A 16,918-nucleotide genomic window follows, 5' to 3' on the forward strand; every position below is an offset into this window, starting at 1 on the left:
TGCACTCACTTGATGTACGGCTTTCCGTCGGCGGCGGGGGCCCGGGAGCGGCCGACGAACCCGGCCACGGCGAAGATCGTGACGACGTAGGGCAGCATGAGCATGAATTCGCTCGGTACCGGCGAGCCGATGATGCCCAGCACGTTTTGCAGGTTGGTGGCGAAGCCGAACAGAAGCGCCGCGAGGGTGGCCTTGATCGGATGCCACTGGCCGAAGATCACCGCGGCGAGGGCGATGAAGCCCATGCCGTTGGTCATCTCCTTGTTGAACGCACCGACAGCACCGAGCGTGAAGTACGCTCCGCCGAAGCCCGAGATAACACCGCCGAGGGTGACGGCAACGAAACGGGTGCGGTTCACGTTGATGCCGACAGTGTCGGCGGCCTGCGGATGCTCCCCCACGGCCCGCACGCGCAGGCCCCACTTGGTGCGAAACAAGCCGAAATACACCACGGCAACGGCAACGTACATGACGTAGACGATGATGGTCTGGCGAAACAGTACCGGGCCGATGATGGGGATTTCGCTGAGCAGCGGAATGTTGAGTCGAGGAAAAACATCCGGTGAGTTGAGGTTGGCGCTCGGGGCGAGAACCTGCGAGTAGAGAAAGCTGGTGAGCCCGATCACGAGCACGTTGAGCACGACACCGACGATGACCTGGTCGACGAGATACTTGAGCGCGAACGCGGCGAGCACCATCGAGACGAGCGCTCCGGCCACCATCGCGGCGAGCAGGCCGAGGTAGGGGTTGCCCGTGGCAGAGGCGACGACCGCCGAACTGAAGGCACCGGCCAGGAGCTGCGCCTCGATGGCCACGTTCACGACGCCGGCGCGCTCAGACATCACACCGCCGAGAGCACCGAAGATGAGCGGGGCGCTCAGGGTGACCGTTCCGATCAGCAGCCCGGGCACCGGAATAGTCGAACCCGATGCCGCCCAGGCCAGAAACCCGACCAGGAACAGCAGAGCGAACAGAATGGTCAGCACGATGGGAATCTTGCGGTGGCGGTAGACCAGCCAGGCCGACGCCGCTGCCAGGAGCACGAGCACGATGGCGACGAACACGCCGGTGGCGAAGGTGGGCAGGGCAACTTCGGGCAGTTGGATCAGGTCGCGCGCTTCGGACAGGCGGAAGGTGCTGAGCTCGCCGCGCTGGCCACGCCCGAAGAGCACGAACAGGATCAAGGACAGCACGGAAAAGCCGCCGAAGGTGATCGGAATCTTCCAGCTGCGAATTTGCGCCGTCGGTTTCACGATCGGCGCCGAGGCCGGAACCGGAACGTTGCTCTCTGTCAGAGTGCTCATTTGGCCACCACCTCGTTGGTCTTGCGCACCTTGACGGGGCGGATTTTGGGTTTTTTGGTGGTGCCCGGTGTCGGCAGGCGGAACATGGCACGCACCAGCGGCGGCGCGGCGATGAACAGCACGATGAGGGCCTGCACGACCACGACAATGTCGATCGGAACGCCCTCGGCGGCCTGCATGGCGAAGCCACCGGCCTTGAACGCGCCGAAGAGGATGCCGGCGGCGAAGATGCCCCACGGCTTGGACCGCCCGAGCAGGGCGACGGTGATGGCGTCGAAGCCGATACCGGCGTCGATGCCGGCGCCGAACCCGGTAGTCACTGTGCCGAGCACCTGGTTGATACCGGCCAAGCCCACAAGCGCGCCCGAGATGGCCATGGCATACATGTAGACGTTCTTCACGTTAATGCCGGCCACCCGGGCCGCGCTCGGGTTCTGCCCGACGGCGCGAAACTGGAACCCCAGGTTGGACCGGCTGAGCAGCCACCAGACGAAGATCGTGGCCGCGATGACCGTGAGAAAACCGGCGTGCAGGTTGTACCTGGGGCCGAACAGGTCGGGGAAGACCGCGGTCGACAACATCGGCGGGGTCTTCGGGTTGTTGCTGCCCGGAGCCTGTAGTGCACCCGGGGTACGGAGCAGAAACTGAATGAGATAGAGCGCCACGAAGTTGAGCATGATCGTGACGATCACCTCGTGGGCTCCGGTGCGGGCCTTGAGCAGGCCCACGATTCCGCCCCAAATGGCACCGCCGAGCAGCCCGGCCAGTACAGCCACGATCAAGTGGATGCCGGCCGGGAGTTCGATCGCGAAGGCGACATAGCCAGCGGCGCCGGCCGCAATGAGCATCTGCCCACGGCCACCGATGTTGAACATTCCCACCCGGAAGGCGAGCCCGACGCCGAGGCCGGCCGCGATCAGCGGCGTCGCGAAGGTGAGCGTCTCGGTCAGCGGACGGATCGCGGTCAGAAAGCCGTTAGCCCGAAAGTTATAGATCGCCCCCTGGAACAGGGCGGAATAGGCGCCAGCCACGGCATCCCCGACGGCCTGCAGCAGGTCGGCGGGCCGGGAAAAGAAGTATCCGGACGTTTCCTGCACACGTTCGTTGGTGAATGCGATCAGGATGGCGCCGACCACGAGCGCGAACACGACAGCCAGGATGGAAATCATGGCGCTGCCACCGGTGATGTCGCGCAGGGTTTGGTTCCAGCGCTCAGACCCGTCCGTCTGGGCCGGTCCGGAAGCCGGAGCGGCGGGAGCCGGGGCTGCCGGTGCTGTCAGGTCGCTCACAGTGCGGCCTCCGTTGCGGGAGCGTGTTCGCCAGCCATCATGAGGCCGAGAGTGGCGCGGGGCGTGGTGCCGGGCACGATTCCAACGATTTCTCCTCGATACATCACCGCGATGCGGTCGGCCAGAGCGACGACCTCGTCAAGCTCGGTGGAGACCACAATCACCGGAATTCCGGAGTCGCGTGTTTCAATAATGCGGGTGTGCACGAATTCGATCGAGCCAACGTCGAGTCCGCGGGTCGGCTGCGCCGCCACGAACAGGCGCAGGTCACGGCTGAGTTCGCGTGCGAGCACGACCTTTTGCTGGTTCCCCCCGGAAAGCCGACCGGCTTCCATGTCGCTGCCCTGCGAGCGAATGTCAAACTCGTGAATCTTGTCGGCGGCAAACCTGGCCCGAAAGCCCAGTTGCAGGTTGCCTGCCTTCACGAACGGCGCGCCGGAGCTGCGGTCGAGCATGAGGTTCTCGGCAATGCTGAAGTCCGCGATGAGGCCGTCTTCAGTGCGGTCCTCGGGAACGAACCCGACACCGGAATCGAGGATGTGCCGCACGCTGTAGCCGCGCAGCGGTTTTCCGTCGAGTTCGATCGACCCGGTCACGTGGTGCTGCAGCCCGATCAGTGCCTCGGTCAGTTCGGTTTGGCCATTGCCCTGCACGCCGGCAATGGCGAGCACCTCACCGGCCTGAACGTCGAAGCTCACGTTGTTCACGACGATCTGGTTGCGGGCGTCGATGACCGTCAGGTTCTTCACCGACAGTGCGGTACCGCGCAACTCTGGCGCGTTCTTGTGCACGGTCAGTTCAACAGCGCGTCCCACCATGAGTGAGGCCAGCTCGGCGTTCGTCGCGGTCGGCGAGGCCTCACCGACAACGGTTCCTAAGCGGATGACGGTGATGCGGTCGGCGACGGCGCGCACCTCCCTCAGCTTGTGCGTGATGAACACGATTGACGTGCCCGACTCGGCCAGCTGGCGCATGATGATCATGAGCTCGTCGGTTTCCTGCGGGGTGAGCACGGCGGTGGGTTCGTCGAAGACCAGCACCTTGGCGTCTTGGGACAGCGCCTTGATAATCTCCACGCGCTGCTGCACGCCGACGGGCAGATCTTCGATCAGGGCGTCGGGATCGATGTCGAAGCCGAACCGGTCGGATATCTCCCGCACCTTGGCCCGGGCCGCACTGAGATCCAGGCGTCCGCCGAAAGTGGTCTGTTCGTGGCCGAGCACGACATTCTCGGCGACGGTGAACACCGGAACGAGCATGAAGTGCTGGTGCACCATGCCGATACCGGCATTCATGGCGTCGCCGGGACCGGCGAATTTCTGCACCACCTCGTCGAGCAGAATCTCGCCCTCTTCGGCGATGTAGAGGCCGTACAGCACGTTCATCAGGGTGGACTTGCCGGCACCGTTCTCGCCCAGGAGGGCGTGAATTTCACCCGGCTCGACGGTGAGGGAGATGTTGTTGTTGGCGACCAACGCACCGAAGCGCTTGGTGATGCCGCGAAGTTCGAGCTTCATTCATCCTGAATTCTTGGGGTAGCACCGGCGGATCGCTGCACGGGGGATTAAAATGGGGAGGCCGACAATCCGGCCTCCCCAGGTCACTGCAGCGTATTACTGCTTCGGCGAGGCGGGCGATTCGACAGTGATCGAACCGTCGATGATGCCGGCCTTGATCGCGTCAACGTCGGCGGCTATGGTCGCAGGAACCTTGGACTCGAAGTCGTGGAACGGTGCGATGCCGACGCCCTCATTGTCGAGGGTCCCGACGTAGGCGCTCGGGTCGAAGGTTCCAGAGCCGGAGGCGGTCACCACTGTGGACACGGCGACCTTGATGTCCTTGAGAATGCTGGTCAGGAACAGGCTGGAGCCGGCCGGGTTGGTCACGTACAGATCGGCGTCAACACCCACCATGGCGATGTCCTTGCCCGAGCTCTTGATCGCTTCGATCGCGCTCAGAAAGATCGGTCCACCAACGGGCAGGAGCACGTCGGCGTTCTGATCGATGAGGCCCTGGGCCTTGGCGAGGGAGTCAACGCCGGCGGCGAAGCCACCGGTGAACGAACCGGTCTGCGAGGCGACGTCCCAGCCAATGGTCTTGACGGAGGTACCGTTCTGCTCGTTGTAGTACGCGACGCCGTCAGCGAAACCGTCCATGAAGATGGTGACCGGTGGGATCTGCCGTCCGCCATAGGTACCGACGACGCCGGTCTTGCTGTATCCGGCAGCGGCGTAGCCGGCCATGAAGCCGGCCGGGGCGGTGTCGAACAGGAGCGGCTTGATATTCGGGGCGTCGATTTTGCCGTCATTGTCCAGGTCGGCATTGTTATCGATGAGGGCGTAGTTGACTTCGGGGTTCGCGAGTGCCGACTCAATGGTGGCGGCGGCGAGGTCGAAGCCGACGGTGATGATGAGGCTGCAGCCCTGGTCAACCAGGTTCTGCACGTTCGACTGGTAGTCGGTTTCGGCAGCGGATTGGACCGTCTTCGGAGTGACTTTGAGTTCAGCGGCGGCCTCGTTGAGGCCCTCGAAGCCGAGCTGGTTGAACGACTGGTCATCGAAGCCACCGGCGTCGGACACCATGCAGGGCAGAAAGTCGCTGGCGGCAGCGGAGTTGGTGTCATCAGTGGTAGCGGGGGCCTGGGCACAGGCCGCGAGCATCGCCACGGAACCGAACATTGCAAGACCGGCGAGTACGGTCTTACGGGTCGAAATTGTCAAGAGGACCTCCAGGGTGCTGCCCAGCGAGATCGCACGGGCGTGGTGCGATCCACGTTACCGAATGTGACGCTGCGCAGATGAGCATTGTGCGTGCACGGGCGAGTCGTTATCAAGCCGCGACATTGCCGAAACAATTTCTCCCTTATTGGGGTGAACTCGGGCCTTCCACGGAAATGATCCCGGCTATAATCGCGGATCGAATCTGGTCGAGTTCATCCACGAGTTCGGCCGAGACGAGCGCGGCCTGATCGTGGAAGTCGGCAATCTCGACGCCGCCGTTCTTCAGGGTTCCCACGAACGCCGTGTTGTCGAAGCTACCGTCGAGGTCGGCCCCGATGGTTTCGACGACGGCGGCCGACGTGTTCTTCAGCACGCTCGTGAGCACGACCGACTGAAACTGGGCCGGCAGGGTGATGTAGCCGTCGTTGTCGACCCAGATGACGGAGACGCCCGGCGTTTCGATCGCTGCGGCCGCCGCGCCCTGACCGACCTGGCCGGCCACCGGCAGAATGATGTCGGCCCCCTGGTCGATGAACGACTGGGCGAGGGCTTTGCCCTTGTTGACGTCTTCGAAGTCGCCTGTGAAACTGCCGTCCTGGGCGTCCTTGTTCCAGCCGAGAACCTGCACCTGCGTCTTGTGCTTGTCGTTATACATCGCGACACCGTCGACGAAACCGTCCATGAACAGGGTGACGGGTGGCTGGTTGCCGCCGCCGAAGGTCGCCACGATGCCGGTCTTGGTGACGCCGGCCGCGAGGTAGCCGGCGAGGAACGAGGCCTGGGCGGTGTCGAACACGATCGGTTTCACGTTGGGGGCATCGACGACCTCGTCGACGATCGCGAAGTGCACGTCGGGGTTGGCGGTCGCCTCCGCGAGGGTGGCATCGGCGAGTTCAAAGCCGACGGTGAGAACGAACTGGCATCCGGTTGCCACGGCCTGACTCACGTTGGGTGCCAGGTCGATCTCCGACGTCGACACGATCGCATCGGTGTCAATGCTGTACTTCGTCGCCGCCTCCTGCAGCCCTTCCCAGCTGGACTGGTTGAAGGACCGGTCTTCGAGGCCACCCGAGTTCGTGACCATGCGGGCGCAGTAGTCGGGCGCCGTCGCATCCACTGTCGCGGTCGGTGTCGGCGCCTGCGCGCACCCCGCCAGCAGCAGAGCGGATGCCGCGAGGGCAGAAACAGCAATCAACCGGCGCATGAGCACTCCCTTAAGCATGAACTGGAATTCTAGTCAGGTCGGGCTTAGAGCACGTCGCTGGAACCCGAGAGCTTCAGCGCATCGACGACCGCCTTGACCTTCTGGGCGTTCGCGCTCGTGGTGACCAGCAGGGCATCAGGGGTGTCGACCACGACGATGTCTTCGACGCCGATAAGCGCGATCATACGGCCGGTGTGGCTGACCACGATACCGCTCGACGAGTCGGCGAGTACGCGGGCCCCCTCGCCGAGGATGGCGAGGTTGGCTTTGCGCCCGCCGGAGTGCAGCTTGGCAATCGACGCAAAGTCGCCAACGTCATCCCAGTCGAACTGGCCGGGAATGACGACGAGTTTGCCGGCGGCCGCGGCAGGTTCAGCCACCGAGTAGTCAATGGCGATTTTCTTCAGGCGCGGCCAGACCTGGTCGACCACGGCGCCGCGGGCCGGGGTATCCCAGGCGGCAGCGAGCTCCAGCAGGCCGGCATGCAGTTCCGGCTCTGCCGCTTCGATCTCGGCGAGCAGGCGGTCGGCGCGGGCGATAAAGATTCCGGCGTTCCACAGGTAGTGTCCGTCGGCGAGGTAACCCTCGGCGATGTAGGGGCTGGGTTTCTCCACGAAGGAGGCGACGGCCAATGCGGTCGGAGCGCCGTCGATGGCTAGCGACGCTGCGCTCTTGATATAACCGAAGCCGATCGCGGCCTCGGTCGGCTGGATGCCGATCGTGACGATGTAACCGGAATCCGCCGCGGCAACCGCTTCGGTGACCGCCGACCGAAACTGGGCGTCGCCCTTGATGACGTGATCGGCCGGGAACGACCCAATGATGACGCCCGGCTCGCGACGCTGCAAAATAGCGGCGGCGAGTCCGATCGCGGCGGTGGAGTCACGCGGTTCGCTCTCGAGCACGACGTTGGGGTCAGCCAGTTCGGGCAGTTGCACTTCGACGGCAGCCCGGTGGGCACGGCCGGTGACGACCATGATGCGCTGCTCGCCCGACAGTGGAACGAGGCGATCCCAGGTATCGCGCAGCAGGGTGTGGCCGGAACCGGTGAGGTCGTGCAGAAATTTGGGGGCATCCGCTCGCGACAACGGCCACAGCCGGGAGCCGATACCGCCAGCGGGAATCACGTTGTACAGGCGGTCGATGGGCTCACTGGACGTAATCATTGGCTCAGACTATCGGGCGGTCCCGACCACTGTCGGCCACGATTGTTCATGCGCGCGTCACCAGGCGGCAATGGCCGTTGCTTAGTCTCGAACCATGCGGATCGCAGTCATCAGCGAAAGTTTTCTCCCCACCGTGAGCGGGGTGACCACGAGCGTATGCAGAGTGCTCGAACACCTGGCCGGCACCGGACACGAGGCCATGGTCATCGCCCCTTCCGGCGCCCCGGCCGAGTACGCCGGATTTCCGGTACACACGGTCTCTGCAGTGAACTACCGCGAATTTCCAGTGGGTATGCCCAGCCCGCAGGTGCAGAAGCTGCTCGCTGACTTTCGCCCCGACGTGTTGCACGCCGCCTCGCCGTTTCTGCTCGGTGCTCAGGGCATCAGCGCCGCCAACCGGCTCGACATTCCCTCGGTCGCGATCTTCCAAACGGATGTCGCCGGCTACGCACACAGAAACCACCTCGGCCCCGCAACGGCGCTAGCCTGGCGATTTGTGAAGTGGGTACACGATGGCGCCACCCGCACCCTGGTTCCATCGTCGTCGTCCATGGCCGCGCTGCTGCGCCTCGGTGTGCCCCGGCTGGCTATGTGGACTCGCGGTGTCGACCTGAACGGCTTTCACCCCAACCTGAAGAACGATCCGGCGGTCGCCGCGCTACGGGAACGGATCGCGCCTGCCCCCAAAACGGAAGGCCCGCCCGACGTGATCGTAGGCTACGTCGGTCGCATGGCCCCGGAGAAGCAGGTGGAGCGGCTGCGTGCGCTGCGCGGGGTGCCGGGCATCCGTCTGGCTCTCGTGGGTGACGGGCCGAGCGTTCCCTCTATACGGCGGGCACTCGCGGGCATGCCGGTCACCTGGCTCGGGCGGTTGTCAGGCCGCGAACTCGCCGTCGCCTACGCGAGCTTTGATGTGTTCGTGCACGCCGGTACGGAAGAAACCTTCGGCCAGACCCTGCAGGAAGCCCACGCGGCCGGGCTGCCGGTGGTGGCCCCGCACGCCGGCGGGCCAATCGACCTCGTCGCCCACGGCGAGAACGGGTATCTATTTCGACCGGACGACGACGGCGACCTGAAGCACTGGGTGTGCCAACTCGCCAACGACCCCATGCTTCGGGCGCGGATGGGCGAAGCCGGGCGCCGCGCCGTGCTCGGTCGCTCCTGGCCCACGGTCTGCTCCGAGCTGATCGAATACTACGAACAGGCCATCGACGAGCGTCTCGCCGTACGCGCCAACACGCACGTCCCGCCCTCGATGCAACGTTAGGTCACCCTAACCGGCACAAGAAGGCGGAGCGCTTGTAGACTAATGAAATGTGCTTATAGCGCATTCTCGGTCTCACTTAAGAGCCATAATTCAGCCAGGGAGGGTTGTTCATGCCACAGACGGCAGGAACCCTAGATTCTCAGCAGAAGACGACGTCACGTCGCCCCGCCGGCACCCTTTATCGGGGTAACACGGGCATGTGGTCGTGGGTATTGCACCGCATCACCGGCGTCGCGATTTTCTTCTTTCTGCTCGTTCATATTCTCGATACGGCGCTCGTGCGGGTCAGCCCCGAAGCGTACAACGCGGTCATCTCGCAGTACCAGACGCCGATCATGGGGCTCGGTGAGGTCGCGCTCGTCGGCGCCATCGTGTTCCACGCCTTCAACGGACTGCGCATCATCCTGATCGACTTCTGGAACGCCAAGTACCAGCGGGTGCTGTTCTACGTGGTCATCGGCCTGTGGGTCGTCACCATGCTCGGCTTCGTGCCGCGCCACCTCATCAACGTGTTCAGCCACTAGGGGGCGACAATATGACTTCAACAATCGAAGCTCCCCGCAGCCCGCGGACCCCCAAGGGCCCTTATGGCCGCAGCACGAAGAAGAGCGGTGTCAACTGGGAAAAGTGGGGCTGGATTTACATGCGTGTCTCCGGCGTCGTGCTGGTCGTGCTCATCTTCGGCCACCTGTTCGTCAATCTCATGATCGGCGAGGGCGTCAGCGCCCTGAACTTCGCGTTCGTCGCCGGCAAGCTCACCAACCCGTTCTGGATGGTCTGGGACATCATCATGCTCTGGCTCGCGCTGATTCACGGCGGCAACGGCATGCGCACCCTGGTCAACGACTACGCCACCTCGCGAATCAGCCGCGGCATCTTGAAGGTCGCGATCCTGGTCAGCGTTGTTGCGCTAATCGTGCTCGGCACCCTCGTGGTGTTCACCTTTGATCCCTGCCCCGCCGGTGCGCCCGCCGACCTCGTGGCCTCGTTCTGTAAGTCCCTCTAGGAGCTGCACTAACAAATATGACTTCTTCCACCTCAGCACCCACGGAGTCCACCGTCGTAGACGGCGTGCACTACCACCAGCACGACATCGTAATTGTGGGAGCGGGTGGAGCCGGCATGCGTGCCGCCATCGAAGCCGGCCCCCACGCCAGCACGGCGGTCATCTCCAAGCTCTACCCGACGCGTTCGCACACCGGTGCGGCGCAGGGCGGGATGGCTGCCGCCCTCGCCAACGTCGAGGAAGACAACTGGGAATGGCACACCTTCGACACGATCAAGGGTGGCGACTACCTGGTCGACCAGGACGCCGCCGAGATTCTGGCCAAGGAAGCCATCGACGCGGTCATCGACCTCGAGAACATGGGTCTGCCGTTCAACCGCACGCCAGAGGGCAAGATCGACCAGCGACGCTTCGGTGGTCACACCCGCGACCACGGCAAGGCGCCGGTTCGTCGCTCCTGCTACGCCGCCGACCGCACCGGCCACATGATTTTGCAGACGCTCTATCAGAACTGCGTCAAGCGCGGCATCAACTTCTTCAACGAGTACTACGTGCTCGACCTCGTTATGACCAACGTCGACGGCGTCGATCAGCCATCGGCCGTGGTCGCCCTCGACCTGTCCAGCGGCGAGCTGCACGTGTTCCAGGGCAAGGCATTCATCTTCGCCACCGGCGGTTTCGGCAAGATCTACAAGACCACGTCGAACGCCCACACCCTCACCGGTGACGGCGTCGGAATCGTCTGGCGCAAGGGACTGCCGCTGGAGGACATGGAATTCTTCCAGTTCCACCCGACCGGGCTGGCCGGGCTGGGCATCCTCTTGACCGAGGGAGCCCGCGGCGAGGGAGCCATCCTGCGAAACGCCTCCGGTGAGCGCTTCATGGAACGCTACGCGCCCACCATCAAGGACCTCGCCCCGCGCGACATCGTCTCGCGCTGCATGCTCAAGGAGGTCGCTGAGGGTCGCGGCGCCGGCCCGGACAAGGACTACCTGTACCTCGACTGCACCCACCTCGGCAAGGAACTGCTCGAGACCAAGCTGCCAGACATCACCGAGTTCGCCCGCACCTACCTCGGCGTTGACCCGGTCACCGAGCCGGTTCCGGTCATGCCGACCGCGCACTACGCGATGGGCGGCATCCCCACGAACGTGAACGCCGAAGTCTGGCGCAACAACGAGCAGGTCGTTCCCGGTCTGTACGCCGCCGGCGAGTGCGCCTGCGTCTCCGTGCACGGCTCCAACCGCCTCGGCACCAACTCGCTGCTCGACATCAACGTGTTCGGCAAGCGCGCCGGCAACAACGCGGTCGAATACGTCAAGACGGCCTCGTTCACTCCCCTGCCGGAAGACCCGGCCAAGGAGGTGCGCGAACTGCTGGAAGGCATCCGTTCGTCGACCGGAACCGAACGTATTGCCGTGCTGCGCAAGATTCTGCAGGAAGAAATGGACAAGAAGGCGCAGGTGTTCCGCACCGACGAGTCCCTCGCCGAAGTAACAGAGACCATCCACCTGCTGCGTCAGCGGTACAAGAACATCGGCGTGCAAGACAAAGGGCGTCGGTTCAACACCGACCTGCTCGAGGCCGTCGAGCTGGGCTTTTTGCTCGACCTCGCCGAGGTTGTCGTCTATTCCGCCCGCAACCGCAAGGAAAGCCGCGGCGGACACCAGCGCGAGGACTACCTCGTGCGCGACGACGAGAACTATCTCAAGCACACCATGGCGTATCTCAAGGGCGACGCGATGAGCGCCGATGCCGCCGACCACATCAAGCTCGACTGGAAACCGGTTGTCATCACCCGCTACCAGCCGATGGAGAGGAAGTACTAGTGAGTACCACCACGATCGATAACAAGCCCGTTGTTCCCGAAGAGATCAAGTCCTTCACGGTGACGCTCATTATTCGTCGCTTCAACCCAGAGGTCGACGACGAGCCGCACTGGCAGGACTTCGACGTACAGCTCTACCCGACCGACCGCGTGCTCGACGCGCTGCACAAGATCAAGTGGGAGCAGGACGGTTCGTTGACCTTCCGTCGCTCCTGCGCCCACGGCATCTGTGGCTCGGACGCCATGCGCATCAACGGCCGCAACCGTCTGGCCTGCAAGACGCTCATGAAGGACCTTGACGTCACGAAGCCCATCTACGTGGAGGCCATCAAGGGCCTGCCGCTGGAGAAGGACCTCATTGTTGACATGGAGCCGTTCTTCGACTCCTTCCGGGCGGTGCAGCCGTTCCTCATGAACAGCGTTACCCCGGTCAAGGGCAAGGAACGCATTCAGACGGTCGCTCAGCGTGCGCGCTTCGACGACACTACGAAATGTATTCTCTGCGCTGCGTGCACGTCGAGCTGCCCGGTTTTCTGGACCGACGGCCAGTACTTCGGCCCGGCCGCCATCGTCAACGCGCACCGTTTCATCTTCGACTCGCGCGATGAGAATGCGGCCGTGCGCCTGGACATTCTCAACGACAAGGAGGGCGTGTGGCGTTGCCGCACAACCTTCAACTGCACGGATGCCTGCCCCCGCGGTATTCAGGTGACCCAGGCCATCGCCGAGGTCAAGCAGGCCATTATGCGCGGCAAGGCGTAACTGCTCGATTGCATGACGAACACCCCCGTCGATTCGATGGGGGTGTTCGTGCATCCGGTTAGGCTGAACCAGTGAAAGAGCTTCTGGCGCGCATCATGGCGTGGCGACCCGTACGGGTGTTCACCCACTTCACCAGCGTGGGCGGCAGTATCCTCGCCGGCGGCATGTCGTACCAGGCCATCTTCGCCATCTTCGCGGCAGTCTGGGTGGGATTCTCCATCGCTGGGCTGTTTCTCACCGCGAACCAGGGGCTGTTGAACGCGCTCTACGCCATTATCAACCAGTCGATTCCGGGCCTCATCGGTACCGACGGCATTATTGACCCTGAGGTTCTCGCGACTGCTGGCATCCTCACCTGGACCGGGGTAATCGCTCTGGCCGGATTGCTGCTGACGGCATTGGGGTGGCTCTCGACCACGGCGCAGGCCGTGCGTACCGTCTTTGGAATGCCGCCCCAGGCCACGTTCTTCATCTGGGTCAAACTGCGCGAGCTCGGCCTGGGACTGCTGTTCGGGCTGGCCCTGGTCGTCTCCGCGCTGGTCTCACTCGCGAGCACCGCGCTGCTCGGTGCCCTGTTCGGCCTGTTCCAGATTCCGCAGGACTCGGTGTTTTACGAGGCATCGGCCCGTGGCATCGGTCTTTTGGTGGTGCTCATCATCGACACGATTACCTTGGCCGGCCTGTTCCGGGTACTGTCACGGGTGCGCATTCCGGTGCGACGGCTGTTCGCCGGAGCCGTACTGGGCGGCGTCGCTCTGGGGGTGCTGAAGATTCTTGGTGGCGCGCTGCTCGGCGGTGCCAGTCGCAACCCGTTGTTGGCGACTTTCGCTGTGATCATCGGTCTGCTGGTCTGGTTCAATCTGGTGAGCAGTGTCACGCTCCTCGCCGCCTCCTGGATTGCGGTCGGCATGAATGACGCGGGAATTCCGCCGCACACGCTCAGCGCCGATGAAGCCGCCGAAAATCAGGAACAGCGGATGCACGATGCCTTGCGGTTGACCGCGCAGGCCGAATTCACCGCCGCCAGGGGCGACCTCGATGCGGCGCCGTGGTATGCCCGCTGGAACGCCCGACGCCGACTTAAGACGGCCGAGGCAGTCGTCGAGGGGTACGCCACGGCGGATGCGGCCGACGCCCCTAAGTAGACTTGACCCATGTCTGACACCAAACCCCTTCGCATTGCGAGCATCAACACGAACGGGGTACGAGCCGCGTACCGCAAGGGGATGGGCGACTGGTTAGATGCCCGTGACGTTGACATTCTCGCGATTCAGGAGGTGCGAGCCTCCACCGAAGACCTCGAGGGACTGCTCGGGCCGGACTGGAACATTCTGCACGATGCCGCCACGGCCAAGGGCCGCGCCGGAGTTGCCCTGGCGAGTCGCGCCGGGGCATCCATTCACCGTGTCGCCCTCGGCGCCGAAGAATTCGACAGCGCGGGCCGCTGGCTCGAAGCCGACTACGAGGTCAACGGGCACATCATCACCGTGGTGAGCACGTACGTGCACTCCGGCGAGACCGACACTCCGAAGCAGGTCGAGAAGTACAAGTTTCTGGACGCCATGCTCGCTCGGCTGCCCGAGTTGAGCATGCACAGCCCGCTCGCGCTCGTGCTGGGCGACCTGAACGTGGGGCACCGCACGCTCGATATCAAGAACTGGCGCGGAAACAAGAAGCACGCGGGCTTCCTGCCGGAAGAGCGTGAGTATTTCGACCGTATCCTCGGGGCCGAAGGCGACGCTGAGTACAACGCGGGTGCCGGAATCGGCTGGGTGGATGTCGGGCGTAAGTGGGCCGGTGAGGTCGAGGGGCCCTACACCTGGTGGTCCCAGCGCGGGCAGGCCTTCGACAATGACACCGGGTGGCGACTGGACTACCATCTGGCCAGCCCGGTTTTGGCGGCATCCGTTGTTTCTTACGCGGTCGACCGGGCTGCAGCGTATGACCAGCGATGGAGCGACCACTCCCCCGTCGTTGTCGACTATGACCTTTCTGGAGCTAAATCATGACCAAACCCCGCCTGTATTCGGGCATGCAGCCCTCCGCCGAGTCCCTGCAGATCGGCAATTACATTGGCGCACTGCTCAACTGGAAGTCGCTGCAGCAGACCCACGACGCGTTCTTCTCTATCGTGGACCTGCACGCCATTACGGTCGCCCAGGAGCCAGCCAAGCTGCGCGAGAACACCCGCGGCACGGCGGCGCAATACATTGCGGCCGGGATCGACCCGTCGGCGTCGACGCTGTACGTGCAGTCGCACGTGTCCGCGCACGCGCAGCTGGCCTGGGTACTGAACACCATCACCGGGTTCGGTGAGGCGAGCCGGATGACGCAGTTCAAGGACAAGTCCGCGCGGCACGGCGCCGACGCGACGACCGTGGGGCTGTTCGCCTACCCGACACTGATGGCCGCGGACATTCTGTTGTACCAAACGGAGGTGGTGCCGGTGGGGGAAGACCAGCGTCAGCACGTTGAACTCACCCGGGACCTCGCGCTGCGCTTCAACTCGCGCTTCGGCGACACCTTTACGATTCCCGAGGTGGCGATCGTGAAGGAGACCGCGAAGATCTACGACCTGCAGAATCCGTCGTCGAAAATGTCGAAGTCGGCCGAGTCGCACGCCGGAGTCATCTGGTTGCTCGACGAGCCCGGCGTCACTAAGAAGAAGATCATGCGAGCCGTGACGGATGCCGATGGCGGCGTGGTCTTCGACCGCGAGAACAAGCCGGGCGTGGCCAACCTGCTCACGATCTACTCCGTGCTCGCCTCGCGCACGATCGAGTCGCTCGAAACCGAGTACGCCGGTCGCGGCTACGGCGACCTGAAAAAGGGACTCGTCGACGTTGTTTTAGGCACCTTCGACCCTATTCGCGCGCGCGTCGCCGAACTGCTCGGCGACCCAGCCGAGCTCGACCGGGTGCTGGCGTCGAACGCCGCCCGGGCTGACGCTGTCGCCAACGAGACCCTCGCTACCGTCTACGACCGCGTAGGCTTCCTCCCCCGCCGCTGATGCGCCCGTTCTCGCTCTCATCGCCAGTGGTGCTGCTGGATGAGCCGTCGCTCGGAGACGCCGACCAGGTCTTTGACTACTGTCAGGACCCAATCTTCGAGCGTTTCCTCACCGTTCCGTGGCCGTATGCCCGTGAGCACGCCGAGGGATTCCTCGGTGAGTATGTTCCCGCCGGTTGGGCGTCGGATCGGGAATATACCTGGGCGCTGCGCGAGTCGGCTGGGGCAGACCTTGTGGGCGTGATCGCGCTGCGCTTGACGGGAGAATCCGTCGCGGCGGACGCATCCGTTCACCGGGTGGGGTCAATCGGATTCTGGCTGGGGGCCCCGCACCGCGGTCGTGGGCTCATCCCCGAAGCGCAGCGACTGGTCGCCGATTGGGCCTTCGATCAGGGGATCATCGACGTTCTGCACTGGGAGTGCCTGCTCGGGAACGTCGCGTCAGCCCGAGCGGCGTGGAAGTCGGGGTTTCGATATTCCGGGGTGGGGCCATCCGTCGCCGCCTACCGGGACGGAAGCTACCCCGACTCCTGGCAGGGCCACCTCGCCGCCGGAGACGACCGCAGGCCTCAACCCGGCTGGCCCGCCGAGGTCCTCGAACTGTGATGCTGCCAAGGGTCGTGCTGTTCGACCTCGACGACACCCTGTTCGCGCACCGAGCCGCGGTCGCTGACGGTATTCTGCTGCACCTCGATCGAGTCGGTGGCGCCTTCGCAACCGGGGACCGGAGCGCGTCGACGGCGCTGTGGGATGCCCTCGAAGAGAAGCATTATCACTCCTACCTCACCAATGAATTGGACTTTGCCGGCCAGCGTCGCGCTCGTGCCCAGGATTTTGCTGCTTGGTTCGACATCGCGCTGACCGATGATCAGGCGGATGTTTGGTTCGACCAATATTTTGAGAGCTACCGGGCGAGCTGGCGGCTGCACGACGACGCTCTTCCCTGCTTTGATGCCCTCGCCGAGCAGATTCCCGGAGTTCGCTTCGGCCTCATCACGAACGGCGACCCGGTGTTTCAGGGGGACAAGATTCGTCGTGTCGGCCTCGCTGATCGGTTCGACCACGTCATCGCATCGGGTGCGGTCGGCTTCACCAAGCCCGATGCACGCATCTTCGAGTACGCCTGCGCGCAGTTCGATGTGCCCGTCGGTGCAGCGGTGTACGTGGGTGATCGACTGCGCACGGATGCTGTGGGCGCGGCCGCTGCGGGGCTGACCGGGATCTGGCTGAACCGAGCCGCCGTATCCGCTGTCCCTGCGGTTGACCGGGTCGACGCCTCCCGCCTCGGAGTTCTGTGCATCGAGACCCTCGCCGACTTGCCCTCCGTGCTCAGTGTCGGAAAAACTCCCGGGATGTGAACCTG

At 64.0% G+C, this 16,918-nt stretch carries 16 protein-coding genes; 10 read left to right on the forward strand and 6 right to left on the reverse strand.

Features of this window, described 5'->3' with window-relative positions; translation table 11 throughout:
• Window positions 1–5: 5 nt before the first annotated feature.
• From CJ028_RS14560 to CJ028_RS14585, 6 genes are all read right to left on the reverse strand, one after another.
• Window positions 6–1,304 carry an ABC transporter permease gene (locus CJ028_RS14560; protein WP_105035950.1) on the reverse strand — a complete coding sequence of 433 codons (1,299 nt, stop codon included), beginning with the start codon at window positions 1,302–1,304 and terminating at the stop codon, window positions 6–8.
• Window positions 1,301–2,593 carry an ABC transporter permease gene (locus CJ028_RS14565; protein WP_240607310.1) on the reverse strand — a complete coding sequence of 431 codons (1,293 nt, stop codon included), beginning with the start codon at window positions 2,591–2,593 and terminating at the stop codon, window positions 1,301–1,303. Before CJ028_RS14565 ends, CJ028_RS14560 begins: the two co-directional genes overlap by 4 nt.
• On the reverse strand, window positions 2,590–4,110 hold the full coding sequence (locus CJ028_RS14570) for an ABC transporter ATP-binding protein (RefSeq protein ID WP_105035951.1): 1,521 nt from the start codon (window positions 4,108–4,110) through the stop codon (window positions 2,590–2,592). The genes CJ028_RS14565 and CJ028_RS14570 overlap by 4 nt, the downstream gene beginning before the upstream one ends.
• A 96-nt stretch (window positions 4,111–4,206) precedes the next feature.
• Window positions 4,207–5,313 carry a BMP family lipoprotein gene (locus CJ028_RS14575; protein ID WP_105035952.1) on the reverse strand — a complete coding sequence of 369 codons (1,107 nt, stop codon included), beginning with the start codon at window positions 5,311–5,313 and terminating at the stop codon, window positions 4,207–4,209.
• 142 nt (window positions 5,314–5,455) lie between these two features.
• Window positions 5,456–6,535, reverse strand: a complete 1,080-nt coding sequence (locus CJ028_RS14580; protein WP_240607311.1) for a BMP family lipoprotein — start codon at window positions 6,533–6,535, stop codon at window positions 5,456–5,458.
• A gap of 26 nt (window positions 6,536–6,561) precedes the next feature.
• Complete coding sequence (locus CJ028_RS14585) at window positions 6,562–7,683, reverse strand: mannose-1-phosphate guanylyltransferase (protein WP_105035953.1); 1,122 nt, start codon at window positions 7,681–7,683, stop codon at window positions 6,562–6,564.
• Between the two features lie 94 nt (window positions 7,684–7,777).
• Between CJ028_RS14585 and CJ028_RS14590 the strand changes: the two genes are divergently transcribed.
• The 10 genes from CJ028_RS14590 (at window position 7,778) to CJ028_RS14635 (ending at window position 16,913) form a co-directional block, all read left to right on the forward strand.
• The gene (locus tag CJ028_RS14590) at window positions 7,778–8,950 is read left to right on the forward strand and encodes a glycosyltransferase family 4 protein (protein WP_105035954.1); all 1,173 of its coding nucleotides are present in this window, start codon (window positions 7,778–7,780) and stop codon (window positions 8,948–8,950) included.
• Between the two features lie 110 nt (window positions 8,951–9,060).
• Window positions 9,061–9,474 carry a succinate dehydrogenase, cytochrome b556 subunit gene (sdhC, locus tag CJ028_RS14595; RefSeq protein WP_104191172.1) on the forward strand — a complete coding sequence of 138 codons (414 nt, stop codon included), beginning with the start codon at window positions 9,061–9,063 and terminating at the stop codon, window positions 9,472–9,474.
• Window positions 9,475–9,485: 11 nt separating this feature from the next.
• Window positions 9,486–9,956: a succinate dehydrogenase hydrophobic membrane anchor subunit gene (locus CJ028_RS14600; RefSeq protein WP_105035955.1), complete on the forward strand. Its 471-nt coding sequence runs from the start codon at window positions 9,486–9,488 to the stop codon at window positions 9,954–9,956.
• Between the two features lie 17 nt (window positions 9,957–9,973).
• Entirely contained in the window at window positions 9,974–11,785 is a 1,812-nt protein-coding gene (gene sdhA / locus CJ028_RS14605) for a succinate dehydrogenase flavoprotein subunit (protein ID WP_105035956.1), read from the forward strand.
• Window positions 11,785–12,546 (forward strand): succinate dehydrogenase iron-sulfur subunit, encoded by a 762-nt coding sequence (locus tag CJ028_RS14610; RefSeq protein ID WP_105035957.1) that lies wholly within the window; start codon window positions 11,785–11,787, stop codon window positions 12,544–12,546. The genes sdhA and CJ028_RS14610 overlap by 1 nt, the downstream gene beginning before the upstream one ends.
• A 71-nt stretch (window positions 12,547–12,617) precedes the next feature.
• Window positions 12,618–13,691 (forward strand): YihY/virulence factor BrkB family protein, encoded by a 1,074-nt coding sequence (locus CJ028_RS14615; RefSeq protein ID WP_129590506.1) that lies wholly within the window; start codon window positions 12,618–12,620, stop codon window positions 13,689–13,691.
• 9 nt (window positions 13,692–13,700) lie between these two features.
• Window positions 13,701–14,555 (forward strand): exodeoxyribonuclease III, encoded by an 855-nt coding sequence (locus CJ028_RS14620; protein WP_105035959.1) that lies wholly within the window; start codon window positions 13,701–13,703, stop codon window positions 14,553–14,555.
• Window positions 14,552–15,556, forward strand: a complete 1,005-nt coding sequence (gene trpS / locus CJ028_RS14625; RefSeq protein WP_105035960.1) for a tryptophan--tRNA ligase — start codon at window positions 14,552–14,554, stop codon at window positions 15,554–15,556. The genes CJ028_RS14620 and trpS overlap by 4 nt, the downstream gene beginning before the upstream one ends.
• A 26-nt stretch (window positions 15,557–15,582) precedes the next feature.
• A complete protein-coding gene (locus CJ028_RS14630) occupies window positions 15,583–16,161 on the forward strand; it encodes a GNAT family N-acetyltransferase (protein WP_161498996.1) in 579 nt (192 codons plus the stop codon).
• On the forward strand, window positions 16,161–16,913 hold the full coding sequence (locus CJ028_RS14635) for an HAD family hydrolase (protein ID WP_240607317.1): 753 nt from the start codon (window positions 16,161–16,163) through the stop codon (window positions 16,911–16,913). The genes CJ028_RS14630 and CJ028_RS14635 overlap by 1 nt, the downstream gene beginning before the upstream one ends.
• Window positions 16,914–16,918 lie beyond the last annotated feature (5 nt).

The organism is Cryobacterium aureum, assembly GCF_002954245.1.
Taxonomy (GTDB): domain Bacteria; phylum Actinomycetota; class Actinomycetes; order Actinomycetales; family Microbacteriaceae; genus Cryobacterium; species Cryobacterium aureum.